This is a genomic window from Microbacterium sp. XT11 (genome assembly GCF_001513675.1).
Taxonomy (GTDB): domain Bacteria; phylum Actinomycetota; class Actinomycetes; order Actinomycetales; family Microbacteriaceae; genus Microbacterium.
In genome coordinates this window covers 391545-404997 of sequence record NZ_CP013859.1, presented here as the reverse complement: position 1 = coordinate 404997, position 13453 = coordinate 391545, and the positions used below count along the sequence as shown (strand labels likewise).

Annotated in this window: 13 protein-coding genes; 5 read left to right on the top strand and 8 right to left on the bottom strand. The window is 69.3% G+C overall.

Annotated features, from left to right (window positions below; translation table 11 throughout):
* The first annotated feature begins 7 nt into the window (after positions 1 to 7).
* Positions 8 to 1519, top strand: a complete 1512-nt coding sequence (arfA, locus tag AB663_RS02040; RefSeq protein WP_067195216.1) for an arabinosylfuranosidase ArfA — start codon at positions 8 to 10, stop codon at positions 1517 to 1519.
* The gene (locus AB663_RS02035) at positions 1519 to 2493 is read left to right on the top strand and encodes an arabinan endo-1,5-alpha-L-arabinosidase (protein ID WP_067195213.1); all 975 of its coding nucleotides are present in this window, start codon (positions 1519 to 1521) and stop codon (positions 2491 to 2493) included. Before arfA ends, AB663_RS02035 begins: the two co-directional genes overlap by 1 nt.
* Positions 2494 to 2566: 73 nt before the next feature.
* On the opposite strand, the gene AB663_RS02030 is transcribed toward AB663_RS02035, so the two are convergent.
* Positions 2567 to 3169, bottom strand: coding sequence for an HD domain-containing protein (locus tag AB663_RS02030; protein WP_067195209.1), 603 nt, complete (start codon positions 3167 to 3169; stop codon positions 2567 to 2569).
* A 128-nt stretch (positions 3170 to 3297) separates the two neighbouring features.
* On the opposite strand from AB663_RS02030, the gene AB663_RS02025 reads away from it, so the two are divergent.
* From AB663_RS02025 to AB663_RS02015, 3 genes are all read left to right on the top strand, one after another.
* Entirely contained in the window at positions 3298 to 4575 is a 1278-nt protein-coding gene (locus AB663_RS02025; RefSeq protein WP_067195206.1) for a D-arabinono-1,4-lactone oxidase, read from the top strand.
* A gap of 160 nt (positions 4576 to 4735) precedes the next feature.
* On the top strand, positions 4736 to 5398 hold the full coding sequence (locus AB663_RS02020) for a LacI family DNA-binding transcriptional regulator (protein ID WP_232304605.1): 663 nt from the start codon (positions 4736 to 4738) through the stop codon (positions 5396 to 5398).
* Positions 5388 to 5750 carry a substrate-binding domain-containing protein gene (locus AB663_RS02015; protein ID WP_232304604.1) on the top strand — a complete coding sequence of 121 codons (363 nt, stop codon included), beginning with the start codon at positions 5388 to 5390 and terminating at the stop codon, positions 5748 to 5750. The genes AB663_RS02020 and AB663_RS02015 overlap by 11 nt, the downstream gene beginning before the upstream one ends.
* Before the next feature lie 43 nt (positions 5751 to 5793).
* Here AB663_RS02015 and AB663_RS02010 read toward each other — a convergent pair whose 3' ends face one another.
* From AB663_RS02010 to AB663_RS01980, 7 genes are read right to left on the bottom strand one after another with little or no spacing between them, the layout of a single operon-like run.
* On the bottom strand, positions 5794 to 6555 hold the full coding sequence (locus AB663_RS02010; protein ID WP_067195203.1) for an HpcH/HpaI aldolase family protein: 762 nt from the start codon (positions 6553 to 6555) through the stop codon (positions 5794 to 5796).
* A gap of 33 nt (positions 6556 to 6588) precedes the next feature.
* A complete protein-coding gene (locus AB663_RS02005) occupies positions 6589 to 7386 on the bottom strand; it encodes a carbon-nitrogen hydrolase family protein (protein ID WP_157540823.1) in 798 nt (265 codons plus the stop codon).
* A complete protein-coding gene (locus tag AB663_RS02000) occupies positions 7383 to 8300 on the bottom strand; it encodes a LysR family transcriptional regulator (RefSeq protein ID WP_067195199.1) in 918 nt (305 codons plus the stop codon). The genes AB663_RS02005 and AB663_RS02000 overlap by 4 nt, the downstream gene beginning before the upstream one ends.
* Positions 8301 to 8302: 2 nt before the next feature.
* The gene (locus AB663_RS01995) at positions 8303 to 9988 is read right to left on the bottom strand and encodes a dipeptide ABC transporter ATP-binding protein (RefSeq protein WP_067195196.1); all 1686 of its coding nucleotides are present in this window, start codon (positions 9986 to 9988) and stop codon (positions 8303 to 8305) included.
* A complete protein-coding gene (locus tag AB663_RS01990; RefSeq protein WP_067195193.1) occupies positions 9985 to 10830 on the bottom strand; it encodes an ABC transporter permease in 846 nt (281 codons plus the stop codon). Before AB663_RS01990 ends, AB663_RS01995 begins: the two co-directional genes overlap by 4 nt.
* Positions 10827 to 11780, bottom strand: coding sequence for an ABC transporter permease (locus AB663_RS01985; RefSeq protein ID WP_198147905.1), 954 nt, complete (start codon positions 11778 to 11780; stop codon positions 10827 to 10829). The genes AB663_RS01990 and AB663_RS01985 overlap by 4 nt, the downstream gene beginning before the upstream one ends.
* A 7-nt stretch (positions 11781 to 11787) precedes the next feature.
* Positions 11788 to 13362: an ABC transporter substrate-binding protein gene (locus tag AB663_RS01980; RefSeq protein WP_083511055.1), complete on the bottom strand. Its 1575-nt coding sequence runs from the start codon at positions 13360 to 13362 to the stop codon at positions 11788 to 11790.
* Between the last annotated feature and the right edge of the window lie 91 nt (positions 13363 to 13453).

Below are 13453 nucleotides of genomic sequence, written 5' to 3'. Positions count from 1 at the left end.
CAACCGCATGCCCACCGCACGTCTGACCATCGACCCGCACTTCGTCGCCGGGCGCATCCAGCGTCGCCTGTTCGGCGGCTTCGTCGAGCACCTCGGCCGCCACGTCTACGACGGCATCTACGAACCGGGCCACCCGACGGCGGATGCCGAGGGCTTCCGGCAGGACGTCATCGAGCTCGTCCGCGAGCTCGGAGTCTCCACGATCCGCTACCCCGGTGGCAACTTCGTGTCGGGCTTCCGCTGGGAGGACTCCGTCGGCCCGCGCGAGCAGCGCCCGCGCCGCCTCGACCTGGCGTGGCACTCGACCGAGACCAATGAGGTCGGGCTGCACGAGTTCGCCTCCTGGCTCGAGAAGGTCGGCAGCGACCTCATGATGGCGGTGAACCTCGGCACGCGCGGCACGCTCGAGGCGCTCGACCTCCTCGAGTACTCGAACATCCGCGGCGGCACGACGCTGAGCGAGCTGCGCCGCAAGAACGGCCGGGACGAGCCGTTCGCGGTCGAGATGTGGTGCCTGGGCAATGAGATGGACGGTCCGTGGCAGCTCGGCCACCGCTCCGCCGACGACTACGGCAAGATCGCCTCGCAGACGGCCAAGGGCATGCGCCAGCTGGACCCCGACGTGAAACTCGTCGTCTGCGGCTCGTCGAGCGCGCACATGCCGACCTTCGGCGAGTGGGAGCGTGTCGTCCTCAGCCACACGTACGACGACGTCGACTACATCTCGTGCCACGCCTACTACGAGGAGAAGGGCGGCGACATCGGTTCGTTCCTCGCCTCGGCCGTCGACATGGACCACTTCATCGAGACGGTGATCGCCACCGCCGACCACGTCGGCGCGGTGCGCGGGAGCACGAAGAAGATCGACATCTCCTTCGACGAGTGGAACGTCTGGTACATCGACCGGTTCCACGGCGTCGACAAGATCGAGGGCATCGACAACTGGCCCGTCGCTCCGCGCCTGCTGGAGGACGTGTACTCGGTCGTCGACGCGGTCGTGTTCGGCAACCTCATGATCTCGCTCATCAAGCACGCCGACCGGGTCACGAGCGCGTCGCTCGCGCAGCTGGTCAACGTGATCGCGCCCATCATGACCGAGCCCGGCGGGCCGGCGTGGCGGCAGACGACGTTCTACCCGTTCTCGATCACCTCGCGGCTCGCGCAGGGCGACGCCCTCGAGCTCAAGCTCGACGCGCCGACCTATGAGACCGCGCTGTACGGCGAGGTGCCCCTCGTCGACGCCGTGGCGACCCACGACGCCGAAGCGGGGCGCTCTGCGGTCTTCCTCGTGAACCGCAGCACGACGGAGGCCATCACGGTGACGGTGGACATCGCCGGCCTCGGCGACGTGTCGGTGCTCGAGGCCCACACCCTCAGCGATGACGACGTGTACGCCAAGAACACGCTCGAGCAGCCCGAGCGCGTCACGGTGCACGGCAACGACACGGTGCGGATCGAGGGCGGCGAGCTGACCGTCACGCTGCCGCCCGTCTCCTGGTCCGCGATCGCGCTGGGCTGATGATGCGCCGTCTGAGTGCCGTCGCCGTCCTGGCGGCGGCACTCGTCGTCTCAGGATGCAGCGCGGGCGGTGCACGGGACGTGAGCGGCGACCTCGCCACTCACGACCCGGCGCTCGTCCAGGAAGACGGCGTCTGGTACGTCTACTCGACCGGCAACGGCACCGTGTCCGACGGCAACGTGCAGATCCGCTCCTCGCGCGACGGCGTCGACTGGCGCTACCGGGGAGAGGTGTGGGACGACAAGCCGGAGTGGATCGGCGAACGGCTCCGCGGCGTCGACAACCTGTGGGCTCCCGAGCTCGTCGAGCACGACGGCACGTGGTACCTGTACTACTCGGCATCCGTGTTCGGGAAGAACACGTCGGTCATCGCCCTCGCCACCAACGTGACGCTCGCCCCCGACGACCCCGACTACGAGTGGGTCGACCAGGGCGTGGTCATGGAGTCGGATGCCGGGGACGACTTCAACGCGATCGACGCGGGGATCGTCGAGGACGCCGAGGGGACGCCATGGATGGCGTTCGGCTCGTTCTGGAGCGGCATCCGCATGGTCGAGCTGGAGTGGCCGAGCGGCAAGCGGGCGGACGACGCGGAGCCGCTGCGGCTCGCCGATCGCAGGACCCCGCCGAACGCGATCGAGGCGCCCTACATCGTCGAGCACGACGGCGACTACTTCCTGTTCGTGTCGCGCGACTCGTGCTGCCAGGGCGTGAAGAGCACCTACAACGTCGCGGTCGGGCGAGCGGACGCGCCGCAGGGGCCGTACCTGGACCGCGACGGGGTGCCGCTGCTCGAAGACGGCGGGACGCCGGTCCTCGCCGGCGAGGGAGCCCGGATCGGTCCGGGTGGGCAGTTCGTGTTCGGCGACACGCTCGCCGTGCACTACTACGACGCGGAGCTGGGCGGAGCCTTCCAGCTCGCGCTTCTGCCGATCACGTGGGATGCCGACGGCTGGCCGACTGTGCACTGGTGAGCGTGTGGGCACTGGTGAGCGTGTGTGCACTGGTGAGCGTGCACGGCCCGACGTCGGCTCTCGGATCAGCCCGTCAGAGCCTCTCGAGCGGGTTGTCCGCCAGCTTTGCGGTGAGGCCGCCGTCGAGCAGGCGGCGTGCATGACTGTGCGGCTTGCGCTCGGCCTGCTCGCTGACGCCTGTGCCGAACTCCTCCGCGAGAGCGAGGCGGGGGTGGGCCGCCAGCACCTCGCGCCGGAACTCGAGCGGGATGTCCTCCGCGCGGCGACCCGAGATGTCGAGACCCGTGGCCGTCTCGAGCAGATACCCCTCGAGGTCGAACCCCGGGTCGACCTCGGGGCAGTTGTGCCGCACGATGACCTCGTTGATGCGCACACGGCGTTCGCGTGGCCAGCCGGCGCCGGCCGCCATCGCCTCGCCGACGTGCCCGCCGGCCTCCTCGTATCCGAGCAGGTGGTTGTCGAACGCCGGCGCCAGCCCGATGTCGTGCAGCAGGGCCGCGGCGTAGAGGAGCTCGTGGTCGACGCCCTCGCGCCCCTCGACCACGGCGAACGCCTCCGCCCACAGCCACGACCGCTGCACGTGGTTGACCAGCGCGGGGGAGTGGTACTCGTGCATCAGCTCGCGGGCGCCGCGCGCCGCCGCAGTGTCGGGAACGGGGAAATCCGAGATGCGCATGCTGTCAGGCTAGCCAGGCGCACCCGAGCGATTCGGACAAGCTCAGACGGGAACCTGCCATTCGCGATCCGGCGCTCGACCGTCCTGCGCGCACGAGGCCGACGCAGAAGCATGGCTACGCTGACACCATGAGCAACGAGCGCAACTGGGCGGGCAACCTCGCCTATCGGGCCCAGCGGGTCGAGCATCCGGCATCCGTCGACGAGCTGCGCGAGCTGTTCGCGGAGCCGGGATCCGTGCGCATGCTCGGCACCCGGCACTGCTTCAACGACATCGCCGACACCGCGGGCGTGCTCATCGCGCTCGACCGGATGCCGGCGACGTACGAGGTCGACGCCGGCCGCGACGCCGTGCGCGTCGCCGGCGGCCTGCGCTACGGCGACATCGCCGCGCGTCTCCACGCCGACGGGCTCGCTCTCGCGAACCTCGCCTCGCTGCCGCACATCTCGATCGCGGGCGCTGTCGCGACCGGGACCCACGGCTCGGGCGACGAGATCCGCTCCCTCGCCGGCGCCGTGCGCGCGCTCACGCTCCTGGGGCCCGACGGTGGACTCGTGCAGCTCCAGCGCGGGGACGAGGGCTTCGACGGCGCCGTCGTGAGCCTCGGCGCGCTGGGCGCCGTGCTCGACGTGACGCTCGACGTCGAACCGACGTACCAGGTCGCGCAGCACGTGTTCGAGAGCCCCGGGTGGGACGCGATCCTCGCCGATCTCGACGCCGTCACGAGCGTGGGCACCAGCGTGAGCATCTTCTCGCGGTGGCAGCAGACCGCGCACGCCGACCAGATCTGGGTCAAGCAGCGCGTCCCCGCCACGCGCGCGGACGCCGGGGCGCAGCGGCAGCGCCGCGAGGAGGTCATGTCGCGCCTCGGGGCCGTCGCGGCCGACGGCAAGCGGCATCCGATCATCGGGGTGGACCCGGAGGCGTGCACCGACCAGGGCGGCGTGGCAGCTCCCTGGTACGAACGGCTGCCGCACTTCAAGCTCGAGTTCACGCCGTCGGCGGGCGAGGAGATCCAGAGCGAGTACCTCGTGCCGCGCGGGGACGCCGTCGCCGCGATCGAGGCCATCCGCTCCCTGGCCGACCGCATCGCGCCGCTGCTGCTCGTGAACGAGATCCGCACGGTGCGCGCGGACGACCTGTGGATGAGCTCCTCCTACGGCACGGATGCCGTGGGCCTGCACTTCACGTGGAAGCCCGACGAGGCCGCGGTCCGGGCGCTCCTGCCCGAGATCGAGGCCGCGCTGCCGGCATCCGCTCGTCCGCACTGGGGCAAGGTGTTCACGCTCGACGGCGCGGAGGTGCGGGCGCGCTATCCGCGCTGGGCCGACTTCGCCGCGCTCGCCGCGGAGCACGACCCCGAGCGCCGTTTCGTCAACGACTATCTGGAGCGCCTCGGTCTCTGAGCGCCGCCGTGCCGCTTTCGAGTCGCATGATTGCACCTCGAATCGGCGATAAGAGGGTCATTCATGCGACTCGAAAGGGTTTCGGGTGCAGCCGAGGGCGATTGCGTCCGCATCCGTGTTCTCGGTAACATCGCACCGGGCGAGACTGGTGGAGGTGCGCATGGCCAGCCTCGGGTCGGAGAAGCCCGGCATCCGCCATGTGGCAGACCTCGCCGGGGTGTCGCACATGACCGTCTCCCGGGTGCTGAACGATCACCCGAACATCAAACCGGACACCCGGCGCCGCGTGCTGGAGGCGATCGAGGAGCTCGACTACCGCCCGAACCTCGTCGCCCGCGCCCTCGCGACGCAGCGCACCCGACGCATCGGCGTCATCATCGAGAGCGCGGTGTCGTTCGGGCCCACCAGCATCCTGCGCGCCGTCGAGGTCGCGGCCCGCACCTCTGGATACTCCGTCACGGCCGTCGCGCTGCACGAGGGCGACGCCATGACGCCGCAGGATGCCGTCGACAACCTCACGACGCAGGGTGTTGACGCGCTGTGCGTGATCGCTCCGCGGTCGTCGTCGGTGGCAGCCCTGCGGCGGCTGTCGCTCAGCGTGCCGATGCTCGTGGTCAAGGCGGATGCCGACCGTTCTCATCACGCGCGACGGCGGCATCCCGCCGGAGATGACGACCATCATCACCGGCGGCATCCTGCTCGTCTTCGTGCTGCTGCAGCGCGCGGTCACCCGCCGTCGCGACTAGCGCGGCCGGCGGGGCACTCCCCCCGCACGGGCAGGCGAGGCCGGGTTGGATTTCGTGGGGGAGCCGATGCTGGCTGAGTGGACGGAGCACTGGGGGCGAGACGCAGGCGCGCTCCTGCTGCAGCGGCATCCGGAGATCGATGCGATCTTCTGCGGCTCCGACCAGATCGCGCGCGGCGTGCTGGATTCCGCGCGCGATCTGGGCCGCTCCGTACCCGACGACCTGGCAGTGATCGGGTACGACAACTGGGAGGTGCTCGCGACCAACGCACGGCCGGAGCTGACGAGCATCGACGCCAACCTGCAGCAGCTGGGCCGTCAGGCCGCGCTGCGGGTGTTCGACGCGATCGATGGGATCGACATCGGAGAAGGCACTCACCACCTGCCGGTGCGGCTCGTGATCAGGGGGTCGACGATCCCGCGGCGCTGAGACGGTTGTCGCAGCGCCGCGTCACGATCGTGGCCGAGCGTGGTCAGGATGCCCCGGCCGCCGAAGCGCCGGCGATGAGCTGGTCCATGAGCGCGCGGGCGTTGCCGTAGCCCTCGGAGATGGCGGCGTGCTGCATCGTCAGCAGCACGTAGTCGGCCTTCTCGGCGATCGCGAATTCCTTCTCGACCGTCGTCCACGCCGGCAGCACCCACGGCTTGCCGTTCGCGCGCGCGGCGGCGATGATCCGGCGGAAGTCGTCGAAGTCGGCCTCGGTCTGGCGGTAGGCGCCGCGCCCGCTCATGGCCGCGAGATCGCCCGGGCCGATGAAGATGCCGTCGACCGTCGGCAGCGCCGCGATCGCCTCGACGTCGCGCAGGGCGCGCGGGTCCTCGACCATCGGGAACACCTTGATGTCACGGTCCTGCGCCGCGATCCATTCGTCGGAGTACCCGCGGTAGTTCATCGTGCGGCCGCCGGCGAGGCTGCGCGAGCCGAGCGGGGGGAACTTGGCGAAGTCGGTGATGCGCTTGGCGTGCTCCAGTCCCTCGATGTGCGGGATGATCACGCCGTCGGACCCGAAGTCGAGCGCCTGCTGGATCGCGCCGCGCTCGGGCACGAGCACCTTCGACAGTACCTCGAGTCCCAGGCCCTTGAGCAGCGGGATGAAGCGCTCCAGGACCGCGAGGTCGAACGATCCGTGCTCGATGTCGAGCACGACGAAGTCGTAGCCGAGGCCCGCGACGATCTCGCCGATCGCGCTGCTGCCGTCCGAGAGCCAGGCCCCCTGCTTGAGCGTGTGAGTCATGATGTTCCTTTCGTGTTGCGGAGAGTGAGGGCGTCAGGCCGACGCGGCGACGGTGAAGCGGCGGTTGGCGAGCGAGGGGTTGACCGATCGCACCTGCGCGACGCGCTCGGGGCGGGCGTCGGCCACGGCGATGCCGCTGCTCTCACCGATCTCGCCGAGCGTGATGCCCATCGGGTCGACGATGATGCTGCCGCCCGTGCCGACGCCGGGGCCCTGCGAGACGGCTGCGACGTAGAAGGTGTTCTCGATCGCGCGGGCGCGGGCGAGCGTGTTCCAGTGGTCCTCCTTGCGCGTGCCCGGCATCCACGCCGCGGGGTAGAGGAGCAGATCGACTCCGGCGTCGGCGTGCTCACGGGCCGCCTCGGGGAACCGCAGGTCGTAACAGGTGAGCATCCCGACTTTGACGTCGTCGATCGCGAAGGTCACCGGACCGGTGATGTCGCCAGGGCGGATGTGGTCGGACTCCTTGAATCCGAACGCGTCGTACAGGTGGAGCTTGTGATAGACGCGCGAGAGCCCCTCGTCGGGGGTCACGAGCACGAGGGTGTTGTAGCCTCTTGCGTCGCCCTCGATCCGTTCGAGCATGCCGGCGACGATCGCGACACCCGTGCGGCGCGAGAGCTCGGCGAGCCCCGTCACGAACGGGCCGTCGAGCGGCTCGCCCTGCTTGACGAACTCCTCGTCGAGCACGGGCACGTCGAACATCGCGAACTCGGGGAAGACGGCGAGACGCGCCCCTGCGGCCGCCGCCTCCTCCGTGAGCCGCGTGATCTCCGCGAGGTTCGCGGCCTTGTCGTCGCCTGAGACCATCTGGCCGATCGCGAACTTCATGATTCTCCTTTGATCGAGGTGAGGCTCTCCGGGACGGAGAGCTCGGTGATGCAGTGCTGCACGAAAGCGCGGCCGACCGAGTCGAGTCGCCGCTCGAACCGCGATATCGACGTCGTGAGGCCCACCGAGGGGTTCACGAGCGTGCGGTACACGACGTCGTGCTGCGGGATGTCGGCGAGCGACTTCGGGATGAAGCACACACCCATGCCGGCGGACACCATGGCCGCCTGGTCGAGATACGAACCCATGACCTCGAGCGATCGCGGCGAGAACCCGGCGCGCATGCATGCCGTCACAATCGCGTCGTACCCGCTCGGGTTTGCGCTGCGCGGACCCTGCAGGATGCGCTCGTTGCGCAACATCGCGAAGTCCACCTCATCGACCCCGGCCAGCGGATGGTCGTCGGGGAGCGCGACGAGGTACTCCTCGCTGAAAAGCGCGGTCGACGTGAGGTCCTTGATGTCGGGTTCGGTGAGGAGGATCGCCACGTCGATCGATCCCTGTTCGAGCTCGTCGATGAGCAGCGAGGTGGCGATGCTGCGCACCTGCACGGTCGCGGTCGGATGCGCCCGGATGAACTGCCGCACGGCCCGCGCCGGCGAGCTGAACATCATGGCGGGCACGATGCCCACCCGCACGCGGCCGAACTCGTGGTTGTGCTGGTCGTCGAGCAGCCGGGTGATGGGCTGCATGGCCTCGAGCACCCGGCGGCAGCGGTAGTAGAACTCGCGGCCCGCCTCCGTCGGCACGATCGGTCGCATGCTGCGGTCGATCAGCGCGACCCCGACGTCCTTCTCGAGCCGGGAGATCTGCTGTGAGAGCGCGGGTGCGGTGATGAAGAGGCTCGCGGCGGCCTGCTTGAAACCGCCGGCATCGACCAGCGTGACGAACAGCTCCAGTCGTCGTGTCTCCATGCTCAGCCCCGCCTCGCCGCCAGGCGTTCCGCGCGCCGGACGCGCTGGATCTCGGGGTCGGGCACCGGGGCCGCTGCGATCAGGCGCTTGGTGTACTCGTCGCGCGGATGGTGCAGCACCTCCTCGGTCTCGCCCTCTTCGACGACGTCGCCGTGCCGCAGCACGACGACGCGGTTCGACAGCGTCTCGACCACCGACAGGTCGTGGCTGATGAACAGGCACGAGAAGCCGAGCTCCCGCTGCAGCGCGAGGAACAGATCGAGCACCTGCGCCTGCACCGACACGTCGAGCGCCGAGGTGGGCTCGTCGGCGATCATCAGCACGGGGTCGGTCGCGATGGCCCGCGCGATGCCGATGCGTTGGCGCTGACCGCCCGAGAGCTCGTGCGGGTAGCGGTCGGACCAGTCGGGATTGATCTGCACCCGCTCCAGGAGCTCCTTCGCGCGTGCGCGCCGCGCGCGGGGATCGCGGACCAGCCCCTGCCACAGCAGCGGGTCGGAGATCGCCTGGCCGATCGTGCGCCGAGGGTTGAGCGACGACGCGGGGTCCTGGAACACCATGGTCACGTGGCGGCGCAACTGGCGCAGCGCCCTGCCCGGTCGGCCGGTGATGCGCTCGCCGCGCACCTCGAGGACGCCCTCGGTCACGGGCAGCAGGCCGATCACGGCCTTGCCGATCGTCGACTTGCCCGAACCCGACTCGCCGACGAGGCCGACGATCTCACCGCGTGCGACCTGCAGATCGATGCCGTTGATCGCCTGGAAGCCGGGGCGCCGCCAGCGTCCGGGGTAGCGGATCACGGCATCCTGCAGGCGCAGCACGGTCTCGGGCAGCGGGGTCGTCGCCGTCACGCCGTCGATGCGCAGCTTGTTGCGCGCGGCAGAGAGGAAGTCGTCGGCCTTGCCCAGGTGCGGGACCGCGGCGAGCAGGGCCTGCGTGTACGGCTCCTGCGGGCTGCGGAACAACTGAGGGGCTGCCGCGCTCTCGACGACCCTGCCGTCCTTCATCACGACGACCTCGTCGGCGACGTCGGCGACAACCCCCATGTCGTGCGTGATGATGAGCACGGCCATGCCCATACGTTCCTGGATCTCGGAGATCAGGTCGAGGATCTCCGCCTGCACGGTCACGTCGAGCGCCGTGGTGGGCTCGTCGGCGATGAGCAGGTCGGGCTCCGACGAGATCGCCATCGCGATCATGGCGCGCTGGCGCTGACCGCCCGAGAGCTGGTGCGGATAGTGGTCGACCTTCTCTTCCGGCGCCGGCATGTGCACGTCGCGCAGCAGCTGCACGGCGCGCTCGCGTGCGGTCCTGTGGTCGAGGTCGTGGTGGCTGGTGAGCGCCTCGATCAGCTGGTGCCCGATCGTGTAGACCGGGTTCAGCGCGGTCATGGGTTCCTGGAAGATGGTTGCGATGCGCGAGCCACGCAACGGACGCAGCCCCTTGTCGCGCAGCGTCACGAGGTCGACGCCGTCGAACACGATGCGCCCAGTGCGGCGGGTGTTGGGCGGGAGCAGGTCGAGGATCGACATCGCCGTGACCGACTTGCCCGAGCCCGACTCGCCTACGAGAGCGAGCGTCTTGCCGCGGTCGACGCGGAACGACACGTCGTACGTGACCTGACGCCAGCCGTCGGGCGTCTGGAACTCGACGGACAGGCCGTCGACGTGCAGCAGCGGTTCGTTCATGAGCGCTTCTTCGCTTTCGGGTCGAGGAGGTCGCGCAGCGCGTCGCCGAGGATGCCGAACGCGAGGATCGTCAGCACGATGACCGCGCCGGGAACGAGCAGCACGTGCGGGTCGGTCGTGAGGTAGCGCTGTCCCTGCGCGACCATGGAGCCCCACGACGGCGTCGGCGGGACGACGCCGAGACCGAGGTAGCTGAGCCCGGACTCCATGAGGATCGCGGCGGCCATCGTGAGCGAGAACTGCACGATGATCGGCGCGGACACGTTGGCCAGCACCGTGCGGAAGAGGATGACGACGGTCGGCGCGCCGAACGTGCGCGCCGCGTCGACGTACTCCTCGCGCTTGGTCGACAGCACCTGCCCGTAGGTGATGCGGGCGAAGATCGGTGCGAACAGCACGCCCATCGCGATGATGAGCGTCACCGGGCCCGGCCCGTACAGCGTCACCGCGAGCAGCGCGAGCACGATGGGAGGGAAGGCCAGGATGACGTCGACGACGAGCCGCATCGTGACGACCTCGGTGAGACCGTTGAAGTAGCCGCCGAGCAGGCCGAGGAGCGTGCCGAGCACGGTCGCGAGCACGGTCGCGCCGAGGGCGATGAACAGCTCGACCTGCGCCCCGAACATGATGCGCGAGAGGATGTCGCGGCCCAGCTCGTCTGTGCCGAGCAGGTGCCCTGGGCTGAACATCGGCTGCAGCCGGATCGCGACGTTCTGCGCGATGGGGTCGTAGGGGGCGAGCAGGGGAGCGAACGCCATGAGCACGATGATCACGACGAGGTACACGACCATGACGGTCCGCAGCGGCGTGATCGCCTGACGGATGCGGGGGCTGAGTTTCATGCTCGCCTCACTCGGGGGTCGAGGATTCCGTAGGTGATGTCGACGACGATGTTGATCGCGATGAAGAGCATGGCGATCACGATCACGACGCCCTGCACGACCGGATAGTCGCGCGTGGTGACGCCGTCGACGAGCAGGCTCGACAGCCCCGGGTAGTTGAAGACTCGCTCGACGAGCACCGTCGAGCCGAGCAGCGTGCCGAAGCCGATGCCGACGACCGTGACGACGGGGGTGAGCGAGTTGCGCAGCACGTGCTTGCGGAACACCGCCATCGGTGCGAGCCCGATGGACTTCGCCGTGCGCACCCAGTCCTGCGTCTGCACCTCGAGCACCGCCGACCTCGTCATCCGCGCGATCTGGGCAGCGAAGCCGACCGCGAGCGAGACGGCAGGGAGCGTCAGGCTCTTGATCGCCCCGAGCGCGTCCTTCGACGGATCGACGTACCCGCCGGCCGGAAAGAGTCCGAGGACGATGGAGAAGGCGAGTATGAGCACCGCGCCGAAGACGAACACGGGCAGGGCGACGCCGATCGAACTGAGCGCTGTGACCAGCGTGTCGACCCACCCGCCGCGGCGAGCGGCGATCGCACCCATCGCGACGCCGATGATGACCGACAGGACCGTCGCGTAGGCCACGAGCAGCAAGGTGCGGGGGAGCCGGGCGCCGATGGCCTCCAGCACGGGCTGCGAGGTGCGGAAGGACTCGCCCAGGTCGCCCGTGAAGACGCCGGAGAGGAACGAGAGGTACTGCGTGAGCAGCGGCTGGTTGAGGCCCAGCTGCTCGCGGAGCGCCGCGACGGCCTCGGGGCTGGGCGCCCCGCCGTCGCCGGTGCTGAGCAGCAGCACGGCGGGGTCGCCCGGTACGAGTTGCAGTGCGGAGAAGATGAGGGTGAGGACCAGCAGCACCAGTCCCGCCCCCATCGCCAGCCGCTTGACGATGAAGAGGATCACGGCAGGATCACTCCACCGAGGCGTTGGCCAGGTTCAGCGAGCTGTAGAACACGAGGAACCCGGGAAGGGTCTGGAAGCCCTTCACCCTGTCGTTGTACGCGTAGGCCTGCTCGCGGGTGTTGATCGAGGCGAAGGGCACGTCCTCGGCCCAGATCTCGGCGATCTGCTTGTAGATGTCCTTCTTCGCCGCGTCGTCGTCGGCCGCGCGCAGGCCGTCTTCGATGAGGCCGCGGAGCGTGTCGTTGGAGTAGCCCCAGCCGACGTTGAAGTTGCGGCTGTCGACGACCCAGTTGAGCAGGTACGAGGGGTCGGTGATGACGCCGGCGTCACCGGAGACCGCGAGGTCGTACTCGCCCGCGTTGCCCTTGCTGACCCGGGTGGACCAGTCGGGAGCGTCGAGCGTGACGTCGATGCCGACGGCGCGCAGGTCCTCCTGCACCGACAGCGCGTTGTCCTGCAGGAACGTGTACTGCGAGGTCGACAGCAGGGTCGCCGAGAAGCCGTCGGGGTAGCCCGCCTCGGCCAGGAGGTCCTTCGCCTTCTCGGGGTCGTAGCTCCACAGCTCGGCGGCCGAGGGGTCGTAGGCGGGGTCGTCCTCGGGGATGATGATCCCGTCGAGCGGTGCGCCGTTGCTCTGGAACGCGGCCGTCACCGCGTTCTCGCGGTTCAGAGCGTAGGCCACGGCCTGCCGCACCTTCGGGTCGGCGAACGGTCCGTCGGTGACGTTGAACTGCACGTACTGGAACGGTCCCTGCTGCGCGTCGACCGTGAGCCCGGCATCCGCGACCCGCTGGAAGTTCTCCCACGGCACGTACTCGATCATGTCGACGTCGCCGCTGAGCAGGGCGTTGGTGCGCGCCTCGCCGTCGGCGTAGAACTTGACCTCGATGCTGTCGAGCGCGACGTCGTCGGCGTCGTAGTAGTCGTCGTTCTTCTCGACCGTGAGGCCGATGCCCTCCTGCAGATCGGTCATCTCGAAGGGGCCGGCGCCGATCCAGTTCGGGGTGTCGGGGTTGAGGGAGGCGTCGGGCACGATCGCGGCGAAGGGCAGGGCGAGGTATTGCAGGAACGCCGTGTTCGGCTGGGCGAGCGTGATGGTGACGGTGTCGCCGTCTGCGGTGATGTCGGTGATGTCCTTGAGGCCGGCCGCGAGCTGCGAGCCGTTCGCCGGGTCGCGGTAGTAGTCGAGCGAGTTCTTCACGTTCTCGGCGGTGAGCGGGGTGTCGTCGTGGAACGTCAGGTCGGGGCGCAGGGTGAAGACGTACGTCGTCGGATCGGGAGTGTCGACGGATTCGGCGAGCCCTGGCACCACGGCGCCCTTCTCGTCGTAGGTCATCAGGCCCCGGTGCACCATCGTCAGCAGCTGGTTGACGGCGCCGCCCTGCTGCATGCCGGTGATCGGGGTGGCCGGCTCAGCGGACAGGCCGAAGACGAGCGTCTGGTCGCCATCGGAGCCGCCGGCGGCATCGGATGCGCCGCAGCCGGCGAGGACGAGGACGGAGGCGGCGCCGAAGGCCACTGCGCCGAGTCGGCGACGTGCGGGGAAGCTCCCCTGACGGTTGAGGTGCTGTGAAAAGGGCATGACGAAGTCCTTCCATGGCGCACCGAAGCGCCATCGCTCGAGGTGTCACGAAACTCGGAGCGTCAGCAGCGACGGCTCCGTTGCTCGTCGG

Bases quoted from the DNA above. Each gene is read 5' to 3' on its own strand.
- arfA (WP_067195216.1), top strand. From the start codon at position 8: ATGCCCACCGCACGTCTGACCATCGACCCGCACTTCGTCGCCGGGCGC.
- AB663_RS02035 (WP_067195213.1), top strand. From the start codon at position 1,519: ATGATGCGCCGTCTGAGTGCCGTCGCCGTCCTGGCGGCGGCACTCGTC.
- AB663_RS02030 (WP_067195209.1), bottom strand. From the start codon at position 3,169: ATGCGCATCTCGGATTTCCCCGTTCCCGACACTGCGGCGGCGCGCGGC.
- AB663_RS02025 (WP_067195206.1), top strand. From the start codon at position 3,298: ATGAGCAACGAGCGCAACTGGGCGGGCAACCTCGCCTATCGGGCCCAG.
- AB663_RS02020 (WP_232304605.1), top strand. From the start codon at position 4,736: ATGGCCAGCCTCGGGTCGGAGAAGCCCGGCATCCGCCATGTGGCAGAC.
- AB663_RS02015 (WP_232304604.1), top strand. From the start codon at position 5,388: ATGCTGGCTGAGTGGACGGAGCACTGGGGGCGAGACGCAGGCGCGCTC.
- AB663_RS02010 (WP_067195203.1), bottom strand. From the start codon at position 6,555: ATGACTCACACGCTCAAGCAGGGGGCCTGGCTCTCGGACGGCAGCAGC.
- AB663_RS02005 (WP_157540823.1), bottom strand. From the start codon at position 7,386: ATGAAGTTCGCGATCGGCCAGATGGTCTCAGGCGACGACAAGGCCGCG.
- AB663_RS02000 (WP_067195199.1), bottom strand. From the start codon at position 8,300: ATGGAGACACGACGACTGGAGCTGTTCGTCACGCTGGTCGATGCCGGC.
- AB663_RS01995 (WP_067195196.1), bottom strand. From the start codon at position 9,988: ATGAACGAACCGCTGCTGCACGTCGACGGCCTGTCCGTCGAGTTCCAG.
- AB663_RS01990 (WP_067195193.1), bottom strand. From the start codon at position 10,830: ATGAAACTCAGCCCCCGCATCCGTCAGGCGATCACGCCGCTGCGGACC.
- AB663_RS01980 (WP_083511055.1), bottom strand. From the start codon at position 13,362: ATGCCCTTTTCACAGCACCTCAACCGTCAGGGGAGCTTCCCCGCACGT.